The organism is Sphaerotilus sulfidivorans (assembly GCF_013426975.1).
In the GTDB taxonomy this organism is placed as follows: Bacteria; Pseudomonadota; Gammaproteobacteria; order Burkholderiales; family Burkholderiaceae_C; genus Sphaerotilus; species Sphaerotilus sulfidivorans.
This window is the reverse complement of record NZ_JACCPY010000015.1, coordinates 69,308-85,733: the sequence shown is the minus strand read 5'-3', so window position 1 is coordinate 85,733 and position 16,426 is coordinate 69,308. Positions and strand designations below refer to the sequence as shown.

Genomic DNA, 16,426 nt, shown 5'->3' with positions numbered 1-16,426 from the left:
TGGCTGGCAGCGTTTGGCAAGCTGCGCGTCCGATTCGAGCGCCAAGTTGAGACGCACGTTGCCTTGCTCAGCCTGGCTTGTTGCGTCATCTGCCTGCGCACGCTGATTCGGTTTTGTTAGTTGCTCTAAATGTCTCTGAGCAGTGTTGTCGAGTTGATTTCTATTCTGAGGAAACGAAAACGGGTTGAACTGCCCTGCAGCGCCACACCTACCACTCAAGCCCCAGCATCCACCATCGATGGTGACTCCGATTGGGCGCACATCTGACCCGTCAGCAGCACCGCAGCCCGGGACACGCACCTCGTCACGCAAGGTGAGCACGCGGCTCACGGCGGCACTCGGCCCGGTCGGCATCAGCTCCCAACACCCCACGCCCCTGCCCAATCCTGCAACCGGCAGCACCCGCAGCTTGACGAAGGCGGCTTCCGCGTCAGCTCGCCGGCGGGCAGCACCCCCAGGCGGGCCGGGCGTGGCTGCTGGCATGGCTGCCCAGGGCCACGCCGCCATGCGCGCACTGGCTGCGGTTGACGCCGGTGATGCCGCGCCCGGCCACAGGCCGACGACTGTCTGATGCCGGCTTCATCTGCGAGCCGGCCAAGCCGGAGGGCGCGACCGATATCGCCGGCTTGGGCGGGTGGCGGGCCTGGCTGGCCTCGTATGCAAGCGATCCGGTTTGAACGTTCAAACCGGCCAGCGGCCCTCGGTCACTCCACCACCACCACGCTGTGCGGCACCCGCCCGACCGCCACCGTCTTCAGCGCCTTGACCGCACCCACGTCGATGATCGTCAGATCGTCCGACAGCCCGTTGGCCACCAGCAGCCGGTCCTGCGCCTTGTTCAGCCCCAGCCCCCATGCCCGCTTGCCCGCCAGCACCAGGTCCGTCACCTTCCGACTCGCCACATCCACGAAGGCCACATGGTTGGCCTTGCCCAGCGCCACGAACGCACGCTTGCCGTCCGTCGTCATCGCCAGCCCCACCGGCGTGATGTCCGCCGCGCGGGCGCCCTTCACCTCGAAGCGGATCGTGTCCACCACCTCATGGTCCTTCGTGCCGATCACCGTCACGCTCGCACCCAGCTCGTTCGTCACCCACAGCTGGCTGCCGTCCGGCGTCAGCGCGAAGCGCCTCGGCCGCTTGCCCACCTTGATGTTCTTCGTCACCTTCCCGCTGGCCGCATCGATCACATGCACCAGGCTCGCCACCTCCGAGGTCACGTACACCGTCTTGCCATCCCGGCTGACCAGCACGCCCTCCGGCTCCTCGCCGACCTTGATCTCGCCGCTGCGCTTGCCGCTGGCCACGTCGACCACCCCGACCACGCCGTCCTCCTCGTTCGAGACATACAGCGTCTTTCCATCCGGCGTCAGGTCGAAGATCTCCGGGTCCTCGCCCAGCCCGATCTTCCTCACCGACTTGCGCGTGGCCAGATCGATCAGGTCGGCCTGGCCCGAGTCGCCGCAGGCCACCAGCAGCTGCTTGCCCTCCGGCATCAGCACCATGTGGCGCGGGCGCTTGCAGGTGGCGATCGTGCCCGTCACCGCCTGCGTCTTCAGGTCCACCACCGTCAGCTTGTGGTCCTTCTCGCTCGAGACGAAGGCGGTCTGTGCACGGGCCGGCAGCGTGGTGGCAGCAGCGACCAGCAGGGCTGCGCTCAGGGCCGTCAGACCCTTCAAGGCGCCAGGGGGGCAGGAAAATCGGATCGGCTGAATCATCGCGAGCATCTCGTTCGGGTGGGACATGCCCGGCAAGTTAGGCGCGCGCCTGCACCGTGGACAGGGAAAAATTCCCGACACAGGGAAGGCACCGATCGGACTGCTCCGAACTGGAGCAGTGCTCCAGCAGCAGGCATCCAGGCGCCGTCAGGGCATCAGGCCGTGCTGCTGGCCGTAGCGGATCAGCTCCAGCGCGCTGGCCACGCCGAGCTTCTGGCGGATCAGCGTCTGGTAGTTGGAGACGGTCTTGTCGCTGACATTCATCTCGCGCGCGATGCGCTCGAGCGGATGGCCGGACAGCATCAGCAGCAGCATCTCGTGCTCGCGCGGCGTCAGCTGCTCATGCGGCAGGCCGCAGGGCGCAGGCCGCTCGGGCTGACCCGGTGGCGGCAGGCCGCGGGCGATGCGACGCACCGCCTCGACCAGCGCCTCCGGATCGCTGGACTTGCCCAGGAAGCCGGCCGCGCCGGCACGCAGGCACTGCTGACGCAGCGCCGGCGTGTCGTGCATCGTGAACACCAGCACCTTCAGCCAGCGACAGGACTCGGCGAGCTGGCGCAGCAGGTCCAGGCCGCTGCGCCCGGGCATCGACAGGTCGAGGATCAGCAGATCGACCTCGCCGGGACGGCGCAGCGCCAGGTCGGCCCAGGCCTGGTCGGCATCGGCGTATTCGGCCACCACCTCGAGATCGGGCTCGCCCTCGAGCAGGCGCCGGTAGCCCAGACGGACGACGGCATGGTCATCGGCGATCGCGAGATGCAGGCGGGAAGAGATCATGAGGGCGGATCGACATCGGCACGGGACAGGGGAAGACGCGCCTGCAGCCGCAGCCCCGGGGGGCTGCCGTCCGACGCGAGCCGCCATTGTCCACCGAGCGCCCAGACCCGCTCCTGCATGCCGCCCAGCCCGTTGCCGCGCTGCATCGCCGCGGCCGGATCGCCCAGTCCCACGCCGTCATCCTCGACCGACCAGCACACCGCCTGCGCATCGATGTCGACCGCCAGCGCCACCCGCGTCGCCTGGGCATGGCGGGCGGCATTGGTCAGCGCCTCCTGGCTGAGCCGATACACCGCCAGCGCAAGCTCGCGCGGCAGCGCCGGTGCGGAGGCGTCGATGTGCAGCGCCAGGCGGAAATCCCGTGCCGGCCGGCCCTCGCGGCCGTCATGCAGCACCTGCCAGCCCCGCACCAGCGCCTCGAGCAGCTCCTGCAGGCGCTGTGGCGCCACCCGCTCCTCGTGGCCCTCCATCACCGGGCCGAGCGGGCGCAGCTGCACCAGCAGATCGCGGATGTCGCGCTGCACCTCGCCGCAGTGGCGCGAGATGCCCTGCACCACCTCGAGCAGCCGGGGCTGGTCGGCGAGCTGGCGCGCCAGCCAGGCGGCATCGAAGCGCAGCGCGGTCAGATGCTGGCCGAACTCGTCGTGCAGTTCGCGCGCCAGGCGGGCGCGCTCGTCTTCCTGCAGCGTCTGCATCTTCTGGCTCAGCAGCCGGCGGCGCGACTCGGCCTCGTCGAGCGCACCGGCGAGCTGACGCAGCGCCGCGGCGATCTGGTCCAGCTCGCGGGTCGGCATCGCCGTCAGCGCCCGCACCGGCGCGAGCCGGCCATGCTCGATGCCGTCGATGGCCGCCAGCAGATCGTCCAGAGGCGCCAGCGAGCGGCGCACATTGCGCCGCATCACCAGCAGCAGTCCGGCGATGCAGCCCAGCAGCACCAGGAACACGCCGCCGATGTCGGCCAGCGCCTCGCGGCGCTCGCCCTCGGGCGAGGCCTGCAGCGTCAGCATCCAGAGGCGACCATCCGGCCGCGGCAAGGTCCAGCTGACGCTGCGCACCGGCTCGTCCTCGCTCCAGCGCCGGTGCAGATCGGCCAGCAGGTCGAGCAGCCCCTCGGGCACGGCCGGCGGATCCGGGGCCAGCAGCGCACGACCGGACTCGTCGCGGATCGTCAGCGTCAGATGGCGCAGGCCGCCCTGCTGCTGGGCGCGCAGCGCGGACAGCACCCCGGCATCGTCGAGCGGCTCGAGGCGGGCCAGGCGGGCGCTCATCTCGGCGAGCTGCATGGCGGCGTCGACCTCCTCCTCGATCGCCTCGTCGATGCGCAGCAGCCCGACCAGCAGGGCCAGCAGCACCGCCACCAGACCGACCCGCGCGGCACGCCGCATCACCAGCCGGGACAGCTCCGGCAAGGCTCGGGCGGCACTCACAGCCGCACCACGCCCTGCTCCAGAACGAGACGGCAGAGACGGAAGTCGCTGCGCTCCTCGAGCTTCTGACGCACCAGCGACATGGTGTTGTGGACCGTCTTCTCGCTGATGCGCAGCGCCGAGGCGACCTGATCGATCAGCAGGCCCTCGGACATCAGCCGCAGGATCTCGAACTCGCGCGGGGTGAGCTGCTCGAGCTGACGTCGGGTCGGCAGATCGGCGTCCGGCAAGGGCAGCAGCGTCGCCAGGCCGGGGGGCAGCACCGTCCGGCCTGCCGTCACCCGGCGGATCGCCTGCAGCATCTCCTCGGGCTCGCTGTCCTTGGTCAGATAGCCCGACGCGCCGGCACGCAGCGCCTGGGTGATGTAGCCCTCATGCGCATGCATGCTGCACACCAGCACCCGCAGGGAGCGCTGGCGCTCGCGCAGCCGGCGGATCGCCTCGATGCCGCTGTCGCCGCGCAGGCTCAGGTCGACCACCGCCAGATCCACCCCGGTGCGCGAGAGCAGCTCGCAGGCCTGGGGCGAGGTGGCCGCCTCGGCCAGCACCTGCATGTCCGGCTCGGCATCGATCAGCTGGCGGTAGCCGGCACGCACGACCGCATGGTCGTCGAGCAGCAGGATGCGGATCATCGCTTGTCTCCTTCGGGTTTCTTCGGATTTCTTCGTGTGGCATCGGGCCTCTTCGTGCCGCCTTGATGCCGTCATCGTCAATCAAGCAATTCACATGCCGCCAGTGGCGAGCACCCTCGGGAAGATCTCCCGGTCGCATCGGGAACCGCTCCCGGGGAAGAAGGAACCTCGCTTCCTAGACTGGCCCGGTCCGACAACCAGGAGAGACAACATGACCCGTTTTCCCGCCATGAACGCCGTGGCCGCCGCCAGCGCCGCGCTGATGCTCGGCCTGGCCAGCCTGCCTGCGGCCGCCGTCAAGCCGGTCAGCTGGAACGACATCGCCAACGACGACAAGACCGGCCAGGACGTGCTGAACTACGGTCTCGGCCTGAAGACCCAGCGCCACAGCCCGCTCAAGCAGATCAACGCCCGCAACGTCGACCAGCTCGTTCCCGCCTGGAGCTTCTCCTTCGGCGGCGAGAAGCAGCGCGGCCAGGAAGCGCAGGCCCTGGTGCATGACGGCGTGATCTACGTGACCAGCTCCTACTCGCGCTTCCATGCGCTGGACGCGAAGACCGGCAAGCAGATCTGGATGTACGAGCACCGCCTGCCCGACGACATCCGACCCTGCTGCGACGTGGTCAACCGCGGTGCGGCGATCTATGGCGACAAGGTCTTCTTCGGCACGCTGGACGCACGCATGATCGCGCTCGACCGCGCGACCGGCAAGGTGGTCTGGAACGAGAAGTTCGCCGACCACAAGGTCGGCTACACCATGACCGGCGCGCCGACCGTCGTGAAGGAAAAGAACGGCCGCGTGCTGCTGGTGCACGGCTCGTCGGGCGACGAGTTCGGCGTGGTCGGCTACCTGTACGCCCGCGACCCCGACACCGGCGAGGAAGTCTGGGCCCGTCCGCTGGTCGAAGGCCACACCGGCCGCCTGAACGGCAAGGACAGCACGGCCACCGGCGACGCCAAGGCACCGAGCTGGCCGCGCGACAAGGACGGCAACCTGGTCGAGGCCTGGCACCACGGTGGCGGCGCGCCCTGGCAGTCGGCCGCGTTCGACCCGGAGACCAACACCATCGTCATCGGTGCCGGCAACCCCGCGCCGTGGAACACCTGGAAGCGCACGAAGGAAGGCGACGACCCGAAGAACTGGGACAGCCTGTTCACCTCCGGCCAGGCCTATGTCGATGCCACCACCGGCGAGCTCAAGGGCTTCTACCAGCACACCCCGAACGACGCCTGGGACTTCTCGGGCAACAACTCGGTGGTGCTGTTCGACTACAAGGATCCGAAGACCGGCAAGCAGGTCAAGGCCAGCGCGCACGCCGACCGCAACGGCTTCTTCTATGTCACCGACCGCGAGAAGCTGGCCACCGGCGCCGGCTACCCGAACAAGCCGACCGCGCTGATCGGGGCCTGGCCCTTCGTCGACGGCATCACCTGGGCCACCGGCATCGACCTGAAGACCGGCCGACCCAACGAGGTGGCAGGCCAGCGTCCGCCCCAGCCGACCGCAGGCACCGACAAGGGCAAGGCGGTGTTCGTCTCGCCGCCCTTCCTCGGTGGCACGAACTGGATGCCGATGTCCTACTCGCCCGACACCGGCCTGTTCTACATTCCCGGCAACCACTGGGCGATGGACTACTGGACCGAGAACCTGACCTACAAGGCCGGCTCGGCCTACCTCGGCCAGGGCTTCCGCATCAAGCGCCTGTATGACGACCATGTCGGCACGCTGCGCGCGATCAATCCGGTCACCGGCAAGATCGCCTGGGAGCACAAGGAGAAGTTCCCGCTGTGGGCCGGCACGCTGACCACCGCCGGCGGCCTGCTGGTGACCGGCACGTCCGACGGCTACATCAAGATCCTCGACGCGAAGACGGGCAAGGAGCTGTGGAAGTTCCAGACCGGCTCGGGCGTGGTCTCGGTGCCGATCACCTGGGAGCAGGACGGCGAGCAGTACATCGGCCTGTCCTCGGGCTACGGCGGCGCGGTGCCGCTGTGGGGCGGAGACATGGCCGAGCTGACCCGCCAGGTCACCCAGGGCGGCAGCTACTGGGTCTTCAAGCTGCCGCGCGCGGCGCAGAAGGTGGCGGCCAAGTGAGGCCCGCGTCGCTGCGGCGGCCGCGGGGTCGACTGGCCCTGCTGCCGATGGCGGTGACGCTGGCGGTCGGCGCCGGGCTGTCGCCCGCGCCGGTCCGGTCACAGCCGTCGGCCGAGCCGGTGGTCACCGTCATCAACGGCTGCCATCTCTGGCCCTATGCGCACTGTCCCGGCGCGGACCTGCGCCATGCCGACCTGGTCGGCAAGGACCTGCGTGGCGTGAACTTCAGCGGCGCGAAGCTGTCCCGTGCCCGGCTTCGCAGCGCCAACATGGCCGGCGCGAAGCTCGACGGCGCCGACCTCACCGGCGTGCAGGCCTACGCGCTGAACGCGCCCGGCGCCTCCTTCCGCGGTGCCACGATGGTTGCGGCCAACCTGGCGATGGGGCGCTTCTTCCGCGCCGACATGAGCGGCGCCGACCTTTCGGCCGCCAACCTCGAGGCCGCCCGGATGAACTTCGTCTGGCTGGTCGGCGCGAAGCTGGTCGGAGCCGATCTTCAGGAGACCAAGTTCGTCGGCAGCAATCTGCAGGATGCGGACCTGGACGGGACCGTGCTGCGCTTCGCCATCTTCCCGGACGCCCATCTGCAGGGCTGCCGGGGCTGCCCGGAGGGATGGTGAGATGCATCGACACCTCATGCACATGGGCCTGACGCTGGGGCTGCTGCTGGGCGCTTTCGGCAGCGCGCTGGGCCAGGACCGACCGGTGCCCGGCGTCAACCCGCTGCGCGGCGACAGCCGGGTGATCGAGGCAGGGCGACAGGGCTACCGCCAGCACTGCGCGGAATGCCACGGCGAGGAGGCGGTCAACCCGATCGCCGAGGCGCCTGACCTGCGCCGGCTCGACAGCTTCTGCCGTCGGCTGAAGGATCCCGCGCTGCAGACCCACTGCCGCGACGATGTCGACCGCTACTATCTGCGCTCGGTCAACGAGGGCAAGATCCGCGCCGGCATCGTGCACATGCCGCCCTGGGAAGGACGGCTGAGCCCGGACGAGATCTGGTCGATCCGCAACTTCATCGAAAGCCGGCCGCGCCCCGCCCCCGCGCGCTGAACCCCAGCCCGCCTCAGGGCGGCGGCGGCAGCAGCGATGCCGGCGGCTGGTTCCAGTCCTCGCCGTGCGTCGCGCTGGCATACAGCCGCACCACCACCGAGCCCAGCAGGCCGTGCAGCACATCGCCCTGGGAGGCGCGGCGCACGATGATCGCGCTCAGCGCCCCCTTGGCCGAGAGCTCCTGGATCGCGCGGTCGACCCAGACCTTGCGCTCCTCGGGGGCCAGCATCACCAGTTCCTGACGGATCTCGGCGATGCGGCCGTTCAGCCAGCGGGCCTGGACATCGGCATCGGGCTCGGCGCGACCGGCCGTCGGCGCGCTCCCGGCGGCCGGCGGCGGCGACATCTCACGCTCGCCGGCCGGCCGGACAAGCTCGGCCACCCGAGGCGCCGGTGCCGGCCGCGGCTGCGCAGGCCGGGCGGTGGCTTCGGTGCCGGCCACCGTCTCGGTGCGCAGCAGCGTGCGCAGATAGGAGTAGGCATTGTCCAGCGGCGAGAGCCGGTTGTTGGCCACCCGCCGCTCCAGCACCTCGAGCTGCTGGCGCACGCGCTCGTCGCCGAACTCGGTCAGCAGGCCCTCGAGCTTGATCTCGCGAATGCCCAGCGACTCGGCGCGCAGCACCAGATTGGCATCGACCGGCTCGGGCAGGCCCGCACCGGTCCGCGAGGCCGCCAGGCGCCGCCGCACCGCGAACTGCACCTCCACCACCGCCCTGCCCTGCTTGTGCTCGATCAGCTCGACCTCCAGGTCGGTCTCGCGGTTGATCTCGTCGATGGCCGGACGCACCCGCTCGGACTTGAACTTGCGCCACTCGCGCCGGTCGGCGCCACCCGGGGCCTGGTTGAGCGCATCCGACCACCAGGCCGCCGGCTTGCGGCTGGTCAGCCCGGACGGGTTGTCACGGTAGCGCGCGCAGATCTCGTAGAGCGCCACCGCGGTGTAGGTGCCCAGTCGGGCCAGCACGTCCAGATCGATCGAAGCCCAGCGCTGCGGCTCGCGCAGCACCGTCATGATCGAGGGGGGATAGGACCAGGACACCCAGTTCTCGCCATTCCTGACCTCGATCGCCACCTCCGACAGCATCGAGAAGCCGCGCCACTTCACGCCATCGCCCGGCGCGGTCGACTCCCAGTCGACCTCCAGGCCACGCATCTCGCGCAGATAGCGCTTGGCCGCGGTGCGGTCCTCGCCGCTGGAGCCGGTGGTGCGCAGCAGCGCCGGCAGCGGCGCCTCGAACATGAAGTCGGCCTGCGGCATCGCATCCATCGCCGCCAGCCGGGCCTGCGCCACCTGCAGCATCGCGTTGTACAGGCGACGGCCGGTGAGCGTGACCCGCTTCGAGCGCGGGATCATCACGATCATCTCGTGCGGCTTGCGAAGTTCCGGGCCTTCGGCCGGATCCCGGGGATCGAGCGGGTTCATGGAGTGCGGAGGCAGAGGGACGGACATCATATGTCCACGGCTCTTTGGACACAAACCCGCGCCTGTGGCGCATCGAGAGCCGTCATCACCTTGTTTTCCTGGTTTTCTCTGCCCTCAGATCATCCGGGTAGAAACTGGACAGCCGAGGCAACGGCACCGCGCCTGAACCTGTCAGGCAGCGATCATCGATCGGGTAAAGGCTGGACAGTCCGATCGCCGAGCCCGCTGCCGCCGACCGGGTAAAGTACGGACACATGACGCAGATCACGATCTGACCCGATCGGGCTCGATCCGGTTGATTTCCGGACACTTCCCGGAAAAAAGCTGGACGGAAACGGGAAGATCCTGGACAAATCCGGGAAGATCCTGGACACAGGTCGTCGAATGACATCGGCAAGTCATTGATTGAAAAAGACTTTTCCCATCATCGGGCCGGCTTAATCTCTTGAAGAGATTGAATATCTATTAATCTCCCTGCGGGGCGACTTCAGCACCGATCCTGAAGACATCCCGCATGCACATCCCGAGGACACGGAAGATGCACAGCAAGCTCGCCTCCCCTGCAGAGGCCATTCGCATTCACAGCGCACCGATCAAGAGACAGTCGCTGGCAGACATCGAGACTCAGGCCGCGCGAATCGCCGCGATGATGGGCCAGATCAGGGCTGCGATGCTGCCGCCGGCCTCGATCAAGCAGGCCCCGCCTGTGAGTGCAGCGCAGCTGGCCGAGCTGTGTGGCGTCGACAAGAGCCGGATTGCCTACCGCCTGACCCGTGGCGATCTGCCAGGCGGCAGCATGGTGGGCAATCGCCGGGAATGGTCGATGGAGGACGCGCGGACCTGGGTACGCGATTTCCGACAGGAACACATGCGTCCTGCAGAGGCCGCGGGCACGACGATCACGGTGGCCAACTTCAAGGGCGGCGTGGCCAAGACCACGTCGACGGTGACCCTGGCGCAAGGCCTGGCGATGCGAGGGCATCGGGTGCTGGTGGTCGATCTCGATCCGCAAGGTTCGGCCACCACGCTGTTCGGCGTGCTGCCGGATGCGGAAGTCGATCATGAGCACACCGCGATGCTGCTGTTCTCCGGCGAGCAGGAGGATCTGGACTATGCGGTGCGCAGCAGCTACTGGCCCGGCATCGATCTGGTGTGTGCGGCTCCCCTGCTCTTCGGAGCCGAATTTGCCCTGCCGGCGCGGCAGACACGCGACCCGGGCTTCGAGTTCTGGCGCTGTCTGGACCGCGGTCTCGACAAGGCTCGCCTGGACTATGACGTCATCATGATCGACACGCCGCCAGCGCTTTCCTATGTGACGATCAACGCGCTGATGGCGGCTGACGGCGTGATCATGCCGCTGCCGCCGTCCGCGCTGGACTTCGCCTCGTCAGCGCAGTTCTGGGATCTGTTCAGCGACCTGTGCAATCAGCTGATCCGCAGCCGCGGCCAGGACAAGACCTTCGAGTTCATCGACGTGCTGCTGTCGCGGGTGGAGCCTTCGGATGCGGCCAGCTCGGTGGTGCGCCAGTGGGTGCTGGAGGCCTATACCGAGAAAGTGCTGCCGATCGAGATTCCGAAGACCTCGGTGGCTGCCACCGCTTCGGCCGAGTTCGGCACGGTCTATGACCTGCCGCGTGGATCGATCAATGCACGGACCTTCGCCCGCGCCCGTGACGCCTTCGACAGGATGTGCGAACTCGTCGAGCAGCAGATCGTCGCGGTCTGGGCTGCTCAGCTGGAACAGATGAAGCCGTGATGAGGAGCTGATGCGATGAAGAACAGCAAGTTGCTCGACAAGGCCTCACGCCTCGATTTCAGCAAGCTGCCGGGATCGAGCGCGGACAGCACTGCCACGGACCCGGCTGCCCTGCCCGCCTTCACGCCCCGGCCGAAGACCGCGCCGGGCGCCTTGATGGCCTTCGCCAATGACACCCGCTCCGAGCTGCTGCGTGAGAACGAGACCTTGCGCGAGCGGGCCCGACAGACCGATGTCCTGCGCGGCCGGCTCGACGAGGCCCTGGGAGAGCTGCAGCAGTGGGATGGCGCCAAGGCGGCCCGGCTCATCGATCCGGCGCTGATTCGTCCCAGCCGCTATGCCAACCGGCATCCGCACAGCCTGTCCGGTGCCGACTTCCAGAAGCTGCGCAGCGAGATCCAGGATGCAGGCGGCAATGTGCAGCCGATCAAGGTCCGGCCGGTCAGTCGGGAGGAGGGCGACGGCGGCGCTCGCTACGAGGTGGTCTTCGGCCATCGTCGTCTGCAGGCTTGCCGGGAGCTGGGCCTGCCGGTGCTGGCCGTCATCGACAATCTGGATGACCAGACGCTCTTCGTCGAGATGGAGCGGGAGAACCGGTCGCGCAAGGATCTGTCGGCCTGGGAGCAAGGCATGATGTATCGCCGGGCGCTTGATGGCGGGCTCTTCCCGTCGAATCGCAAGCTCGCGGAGGCGATCGGAGTCGATCTGAGCGCGCTGGGCAAGGCCCTGGCTCTGGCCGCGCTGCCGGCCTTCGTCGTCGAGGCCTTTGCCTCGCCGCTGCAGTTGCAGTTTCGCTGGGCCAAGCCGCTGGCCGATGCGCTGGCGAGCGACCCAGAGCGGGTGCGATCGATGGCGCAGTCTCTGCGGACGTCACCTGATGCGGTCTCGGCCCGGCAGATCTTCGAGCGACTGACATCGAAGGCCTCGGACCCACACGTGCCGGGGCAGGGGGTGGAACGGTTCCACCCCCTGAAGTCGCAGCCTGTCCGTCTGGATGGTCTGGAAGTGGGCTGGGTGCGTGTGGCGGACGACGGTGGGATCGAGATCCGCATCGGCACCGATGCCGGCTTGGGCAGCGCCCCGGATCTGGCCGATCTGGCGGAACGGCTGTCGGCTGGGCTGTTGAGCCTGAAGGCGCGGCACAGGGGGTAGAACCGTTCCACCCCCCGCTGGCTGTCTTTCCACTGCTTTCCGCGGATCCGGAATGTGTCCAGGATTTAACCGGTTAAATCCTGGACGTTTGCAGTGCGGTGGTCCAGAGCGTGGGCTCAGCGGTTGTGCTCAGCCTTGTGCCGGATACAGGCCGCGCTGGCGTGCAAAAAGCCGGGTCAGTCCCAGCAGCGCATCGATTGCTGGTGTGGCCACGCCGACATGGCCGCCGATCTCGCGCACCGCGCCGACGATGGCGTCGAGTTCGATGGGTCGGCCGGCCTCTACATCCTGAAGCATCGAGGTGCGGAAGGCGCCGAGCCTGGCGGTCACCGCATGGCGCTCCTCCGGGCCCTGGTCGATGGGGCAGCCGATGCGCTCGCCGATCAGCGCGGCCTCGCGCATCGCTCGGCTGCAGAACTCGCGCACCAGCGGATCGGCCAGCACCTGATCGATCGTCGCGCCGGTGACGGCGCTGACCGGGTTCATCGTCAGGTTGCCCCAGAGCTTGTACCAGAGCTCGCGGCGCAGCGTGCTCGACACGGTGGTGTCGAAGCCGGCCTGGTGAAGCAGCGCGCCCACCGCCTCGGCGCGCGCACTGGTGCCGCCGGCGGGCTCGCCGACGATCAGGCCGCGGCCCATGCGGTGCTGAACCCGACCGGGCTCGGAGGTGGCCGCGCTGGCATGGACCACGCCGCCGAGCACCTGCCCCTGCGGCAGCGCCTGCGCGATCGCGCCGCCCGGATCGACGCTCTCGAGCCGGCCTCCCGGCACCTGCGGCTGATCGGCGCAGAACCACCAGGGCACGCCGTTCATCATCGTCAGCACGACGGTGTCGGGGCCGATCAGCGGCGTGAGCTGCGGTGCCAGCGCCGGCAGGGCCTGGGCCTTGACCGCCAGGATCACCAGATCGTGGACGCCGAGCACATCGGCCCTGTCACTGGCGATGGCCACCGGTGCCTGGGTGCGCAGGCTGGCGTCAGTGCTGTCGAGGTGCCAGCCATGCGTGCGCAGTGCCTCGAGGGTGGCGCCACGCGCCAGCGCACTGGTGGGCACGCCGCTGACTGCCAGACGAGCGCCCAGAAAGCCGCCGATCGCACCGGCACCGACGATGCAGGTCTTGAGGGAAGAGAGGTTCATGGGGTGATGGAGAGTTCGAGTCATCGGACAGAGGCCGATGATTCTTGCCAGTCCACACCCTGTTCACAAGCCATCCATCCTGTTGGCGTGTCAAGTTGCGCTTGATGCGCCATGCCATGGTTTGAACGTTCAAACTGCGGAGATGGCCATGCCTGGTGCCGGCAGCACCGTGCCGCGGCACTCGCCGAAGCCGATGGCACGCGCGCCGGCGCGTTCGCAGCGCGCCTTCAGGATCACGGTGTCGCCGTCCTGCAGGAAGGTGCGCGTCTCGCCGCCGGGCAGCTCCAGCGCGCGCTTGCCGCCCTCGGTCAGCTCCAGCATCGATCCGCCTTCGCCCTCGCCGGGACCGGAGAGCGTGCCTGAGCCGAACAGGTCGCCCGGCTGCAGGTTGCAGCCGCCCACGGTGTGATGCGCGACCAGCTGCGCGATCGTCCAGTAGGCGGCCGAGGCGAAGTTCGAGCGTGCGATGCGCGCCGGCGCCTGGCCGCGCCCGGCCATCTCGGCGGTCTGCAGGTGGACCTCCAGCCCGATGTCGATCGCGCCCGAGGCGCGCTGCTGCTTGGAGTCGAGGTAGGGCAGCGGCGCCGGGTCGCCCTCGGGTCGGGTGAAGGGCTGGCGGAACGGGGCGAGCGCCTCCAGCGTCACCACCCAGGGCGAGAGCGTGCTGGCGAAGTTCTTCGACAGGAAGGGACCGAGCGGCTGGTATTCCCAGGCTTGCACGTCGCGTGCCGACCAGTCGTTGAACAGCGTCAGGCCGAAGACATGGTCTTCCGCCTGGTCGACCGGGATCGGCTCGCCCAGTGCATTGCCCGAGCCGATCAGGATGCCCAGCTCCAGCTCATGGTCCAGGCGCTGGCAGGGGCCGAAGCGGGGTTCGGTCGCGCCGGGCGGCATCGACTGGCCGTTCGGGCGCCGGAAGCCCTGGCCGCTGGCGATCAGCGAGGAGGCGCGGCCGTGGTAGCCGATCGGCACCCATTTGTAGTTCGGCAGCAGCGGGTTGTCCGGCCGGAACAGGCGCCCGACGCGGGTGGCGTGGTGGATGCCGATGTAGAAATCGGTGTAGTCGCCGACGCGGCAGGGCAGCAGCAGCTCGGCCGCGGCCATCGGCACCAGCGCGGCGGCCCAGTCAGCCTGCTTCGGGCTGCCCGCGCGCAGGCCGCGCGACAGCGTCAGGCGCAGCGTGCGGCGCAGCGCCGGCCCGCGGGCCATCAGCGCGTTCAGGTCCGAGCCCGGCTCGACCAGGCCGGCGCGCTCCAGATCCAGCACCTGGTCGCCGATGGCCACGCCCAGGCGCGGCGCAGGATTTGTGGCCGTGCGGAAACGCCCGAACGGCAGGTTCTGGACCGGGAAATCGGTGGCTGGATCGTTGGCTGCCGCGACCCAGCTCGTCAGCGCCGGATCATGCGTCTCGTCGATCTGCAGCCAGGGCTGTGCGGCGCTGCTCATCGGGTGGCCTCCGCGGCGGGCTTGAACTCGCGCTCGTGGAAGAAGGCGGCATGCTTCGGGGCGCGCTTGGTCAGGCTCCAGTCCTCGAGCATCTTCCATTTCACCTCGTCCATGCGGCGCAGCATCTCGGCCTCGTCGGGGTCCGGGCAGGCCAGCTCGACGCGGTGGCCGTTCGGGTCAAAGACATAGATCGAGTGGAAGGCGCCGTGGTCGGTCACGCCCAGCACCTCGACGCCTTCGGCCTCCAGATGGGTCTTGTAGGCCAGCAGCGTCTCGCGGTCGGCGACGCGGAAGGCGATGTGCTGCACCCAGGCCGGCGTGTTGGGATCGCGGCCCATCTCGGGCTGGGTCGGCAGCTCGAAGAAGGCCAGCACATTGCCGCCGCCGGCGTCTAGGAAGATGTGCATGTAGGGGTCGGGCGCCTTGGTCGAGGGCACGCGGTCCTCGGCGATGGCGAGCATGAAGTCCATCTTCAGCATGCGGCCGTACCACTCGACGGTCTGCTTCGCGTCCTTGCAGCGGTAGGCGACATGGTGGATGCGGTCGATCTTCAGCGGGCGGGGATCGCTCATGTGCGGCTCCTTGCGGGTTCGGGGGGCGGACCGTCAGTCCAGCCGGATGTTGTTGGCGGCGATCAGCCGGCCCCAGCGCTCGCGCTCGAGACGGGCGTAGTCGGCCATCTGCTTCGGCGTGCCGGGCAGGGCCTCCAGCGCCAGGGTCTGGAAGCGGGCCTTGACCATCGTCGTGTCCAGTGCCTGCTGCAGTGCGCGGTGCAGCTGCGCGACCGTCTCCGGCGGCGTGCCGGTCGGCACCACCAGGCCCTGCCAGGCGTAGGCCTCGAAGCCGCTCAGGCCCTGCTCGGCCAGCGTCGGAATGTCGGCCATCGTCTTCAGCCGCGCCGGCGAGGCCACGCCGATGCCGCGCAGCTTGCCCGAGAGCAGATGCTGCTGCACGCTTGCGCTGTCCATCAGCGCGAAGGGCACCCGGCCGCCGATCAGGTCCTGCACCGCCGGCGCGGCGCCCCGGTAGGGCACATGCTGCATCTTCAGACCGGTGCGCTCGCGCAGCAGCTCGCCGGCCAGATGGTGCGGGCTGCCCGGTCCGGCCGAGGCATAGTTGAGCGCGTCCGGATTGGCGCGCGCCCAGGCCAGGAAGTCCTTGTAGCTGCGCACCGGCAGCGCCGGGTTGACCACCAGGATCATCGGGAATCGTGCCAGCAGACCCACCGGCACGAAGTCGCGCTCGGCGTCGTAGGGCAGCCGGGCGAACAGCGAGGGATTGGCCGCCAGCGTCGCGAAGTCGGCCGTCAGCATGATGTTGCCGAAGTCCTTCGACTTGGCGACATGGTCGGCGGCGATGTTGGTGGCTGCGCCCGGCTTGTTGCTGACGACGATGCTGCGGCCCAGCGCCTTGCCCATCGCCTCGGCGACGGTGCGCGCCACCGTGTCGGAGCCGCCTCCGGCGGCGTAGCCCACCACCCATTCGAGCGGCTTGCTGTCCTGGGCCTGCGCGGCGGCGGGCAGCAGCGCGGCAGCCAGCAGCATGCGGCGGATCAGGTCGATCTTCATGTCGAGGTCTTTCTTCAGACGCCCTGGCGGGCGGCGGCCAGCGCCTCGCGCAGCACGCGCAGGTCGCCGATGTGGTTGGCCAGCAGCAGCACCAGCCGGGCATTGAGCATCTGGCTGCGCTCGTCGTCGAGGTCGCGGTGGGTCTCGATCAGCGCCTCGTAGAAGTCGTCGCCGGGCGAGAAGGCGTGGCGGTCGCGCCGGCCGGGCTCGCCGAAGTTGGGGTGGGTGATCAGCGTGTTCATCGT

General features: G+C 68.9%; 16 protein-coding genes and 1 pseudogene. 6 read left to right on the top strand and 11 right to left on the bottom strand.

Annotated elements, in window-relative coordinates; genetic code table 11:
- Positions 1-120: pseudogene (locus HZU84_RS20585) on the top strand (IS5/IS1182 family transposase); the annotation flags it as partial.
- Between the two features lie 310 nt (positions 121-430).
- Here the strand turns inward: HZU84_RS20585 and HZU84_RS11225 are convergent.
- The 5 genes from HZU84_RS11225 to HZU84_RS11205 all read right to left on the bottom strand — a co-directional run bounded on the left by HZU84_RS11225 (position 431) and on the right by HZU84_RS11205 (position 4,551).
- Entirely contained in the window at positions 431-583 is a 153-nt protein-coding gene (locus HZU84_RS11225) for a hypothetical protein (RefSeq protein ID WP_180692910.1), read from the bottom strand.
- A gap of 121 nt (positions 584-704) precedes the next feature.
- Complete coding sequence (locus HZU84_RS11220; protein WP_420821139.1) at positions 705-1,724, bottom strand: PQQ-dependent catabolism-associated beta-propeller protein; 1,020 nt, start codon at positions 1,722-1,724, stop codon at positions 705-707.
- A gap of 138 nt (positions 1,725-1,862) precedes the next feature.
- Entirely contained in the window at positions 1,863-2,492 is a 630-nt protein-coding gene (locus tag HZU84_RS11215; RefSeq protein WP_149505550.1) for a response regulator transcription factor, read from the bottom strand.
- The gene (locus tag HZU84_RS20970; RefSeq protein ID WP_180692909.1) at positions 2,489-3,919 is read right to left on the bottom strand and encodes a histidine kinase; all 1,431 of its coding nucleotides are present in this window, start codon (positions 3,917-3,919) and stop codon (positions 2,489-2,491) included. The genes HZU84_RS11215 and HZU84_RS20970 overlap by 4 nt, the downstream gene beginning before the upstream one ends.
- Complete coding sequence (locus HZU84_RS11205; protein WP_180692908.1) at positions 3,916-4,551, bottom strand: response regulator; 636 nt, start codon at positions 4,549-4,551, stop codon at positions 3,916-3,918. The genes HZU84_RS20970 and HZU84_RS11205 overlap by 4 nt, the downstream gene beginning before the upstream one ends.
- A 229-nt stretch (positions 4,552-4,780) precedes the next feature.
- Between HZU84_RS11205 and HZU84_RS11200 the strand changes: the two genes are divergently transcribed.
- The 3 genes from HZU84_RS11200 to HZU84_RS11190 are packed head-to-tail and all read left to right on the top strand — an operon-like array spanning position 4,781 to position 7,699.
- Entirely contained in the window at positions 4,781-6,646 is a 1,866-nt protein-coding gene (locus HZU84_RS11200; protein WP_149505747.1) for a methanol/ethanol family PQQ-dependent dehydrogenase, read from the top strand.
- Between the two features lie 47 nt (positions 6,647-6,693).
- The gene (locus HZU84_RS11195) at positions 6,694-7,266 is read left to right on the top strand and encodes a pentapeptide repeat-containing protein (protein ID WP_149505552.1); all 573 of its coding nucleotides are present in this window, start codon (positions 6,694-6,696) and stop codon (positions 7,264-7,266) included.
- Position 7,267: 1 nt separating this feature from the next.
- Positions 7,268-7,699, top strand: a complete 432-nt coding sequence (locus HZU84_RS11190) for a c-type cytochrome (protein ID WP_180692906.1) — start codon at positions 7,268-7,270, stop codon at positions 7,697-7,699.
- A gap of 13 nt (positions 7,700-7,712) precedes the next feature.
- Here the strand turns inward: HZU84_RS11190 and HZU84_RS11185 are convergent, their stop codons facing one another.
- Complete coding sequence (locus HZU84_RS11185; RefSeq protein ID WP_180692905.1) at positions 7,713-9,122, bottom strand: replication initiation protein; 1,410 nt, start codon at positions 9,120-9,122, stop codon at positions 7,713-7,715.
- A gap of 646 nt (positions 9,123-9,768) precedes the next feature.
- Between HZU84_RS11185 and HZU84_RS11180 the strand changes: the two genes are divergently transcribed.
- A complete protein-coding gene (locus HZU84_RS11180; RefSeq protein ID WP_149505555.1) occupies positions 9,769-10,878 on the top strand; it encodes a ParA family protein in 1,110 nt (369 codons plus the stop codon).
- Between the two features lie 15 nt (positions 10,879-10,893).
- Complete coding sequence (locus HZU84_RS11175) at positions 10,894-12,030, top strand: ParB/RepB/Spo0J family partition protein (RefSeq protein ID WP_180692904.1); 1,137 nt, start codon at positions 10,894-10,896, stop codon at positions 12,028-12,030.
- A gap of 129 nt (positions 12,031-12,159) precedes the next feature.
- Here the strand turns inward: HZU84_RS11175 and HZU84_RS11170 are convergent, their stop codons facing one another.
- The 5 genes from HZU84_RS11170 to HZU84_RS11150 form a co-directional block, all read right to left on the bottom strand.
- Positions 12,160-13,167, bottom strand: a complete 1,008-nt coding sequence (locus HZU84_RS11170) for a 2-dehydropantoate 2-reductase (protein WP_149505557.1) — start codon at positions 13,165-13,167, stop codon at positions 12,160-12,162.
- A gap of 129 nt (positions 13,168-13,296) precedes the next feature.
- Positions 13,297-14,613 (bottom strand): fumarylacetoacetase, encoded by a 1,317-nt coding sequence (fahA, locus tag HZU84_RS11165; RefSeq protein WP_149505558.1) that lies wholly within the window; start codon positions 14,611-14,613, stop codon positions 13,297-13,299.
- Positions 14,610-15,167 (bottom strand): VOC family protein, encoded by a 558-nt coding sequence (locus HZU84_RS11160; RefSeq protein ID WP_149505748.1) that lies wholly within the window; start codon positions 15,165-15,167, stop codon positions 14,610-14,612. Before HZU84_RS11160 ends, fahA begins: the two co-directional genes overlap by 4 nt.
- A gap of 51 nt (positions 15,168-15,218) precedes the next feature.
- Entirely contained in the window at positions 15,219-16,181 is a 963-nt protein-coding gene (locus HZU84_RS11155) for a Bug family tripartite tricarboxylate transporter substrate binding protein (RefSeq protein ID WP_149505559.1), read from the bottom strand.
- A 14-nt stretch (positions 16,182-16,195) separates the two neighbouring features.
- Positions 16,196-16,423 (bottom strand): DUF2783 domain-containing protein, encoded by a 228-nt coding sequence (locus tag HZU84_RS11150; RefSeq protein ID WP_149505560.1) that lies wholly within the window; start codon positions 16,421-16,423, stop codon positions 16,196-16,198.
- Positions 16,424-16,426: the final 3 nt, after the last annotated feature.

What these genes read in the sequence shown, in the direction of transcription:
- HZU84_RS11225 (WP_180692910.1), bottom strand. Translation starts at nt 583, where the DNA reads ATGAAGCCGGCATCAGACAGTCGTCGGCCTGTGGCCGGGCGCGGCATC.
- HZU84_RS11220 (WP_420821139.1), bottom strand. Translation starts at nt 1,724, where the DNA reads ATGCTCGCGATGATTCAGCCGATCCGATTTTCCTGCCCCCCTGGCGCC.
- HZU84_RS11215 (WP_149505550.1), bottom strand. Translation starts at nt 2,492, where the DNA reads ATGATCTCTTCCCGCCTGCATCTCGCGATCGCCGATGACCATGCCGTC.
- HZU84_RS11205 (WP_180692908.1), bottom strand. Translation starts at nt 4,551, where the DNA reads ATGATCCGCATCCTGCTGCTCGACGACCATGCGGTCGTGCGTGCCGGC.
- HZU84_RS11200 (WP_149505747.1), top strand. Translation starts at nt 4,781, where the DNA reads ATGAACGCCGTGGCCGCCGCCAGCGCCGCGCTGATGCTCGGCCTGGCC.
- HZU84_RS11195 (WP_149505552.1), top strand. Translation starts at nt 6,694, where the DNA reads ATGGCGGTGACGCTGGCGGTCGGCGCCGGGCTGTCGCCCGCGCCGGTC.
- HZU84_RS11190 (WP_180692906.1), top strand. Translation starts at nt 7,268, where the DNA reads ATGCATCGACACCTCATGCACATGGGCCTGACGCTGGGGCTGCTGCTG.
- HZU84_RS11185 (WP_180692905.1), bottom strand. Translation starts at nt 9,122, where the DNA reads ATGAACCCGCTCGATCCCCGGGATCCGGCCGAAGGCCCGGAACTTCGC.
- HZU84_RS11180 (WP_149505555.1), top strand. Translation starts at nt 9,769, where the DNA reads ATGATGGGCCAGATCAGGGCTGCGATGCTGCCGCCGGCCTCGATCAAG.
- HZU84_RS11175 (WP_180692904.1), top strand. Translation starts at nt 10,894, where the DNA reads ATGAAGAACAGCAAGTTGCTCGACAAGGCCTCACGCCTCGATTTCAGC.
- HZU84_RS11170 (WP_149505557.1), bottom strand. Translation starts at nt 13,167, where the DNA reads ATGAACCTCTCTTCCCTCAAGACCTGCATCGTCGGTGCCGGTGCGATC.
- fahA (WP_149505558.1), bottom strand. Translation starts at nt 14,613, where the DNA reads ATGAGCAGCGCCGCACAGCCCTGGCTGCAGATCGACGAGACGCATGAT.
- HZU84_RS11155 (WP_149505559.1), bottom strand. Translation starts at nt 16,181, where the DNA reads ATGAAGATCGACCTGATCCGCCGCATGCTGCTGGCTGCCGCGCTGCTG.
- HZU84_RS11150 (WP_149505560.1), bottom strand. Translation starts at nt 16,423, where the DNA reads ATGAACACGCTGATCACCCACCCCAACTTCGGCGAGCCCGGCCGGCGC.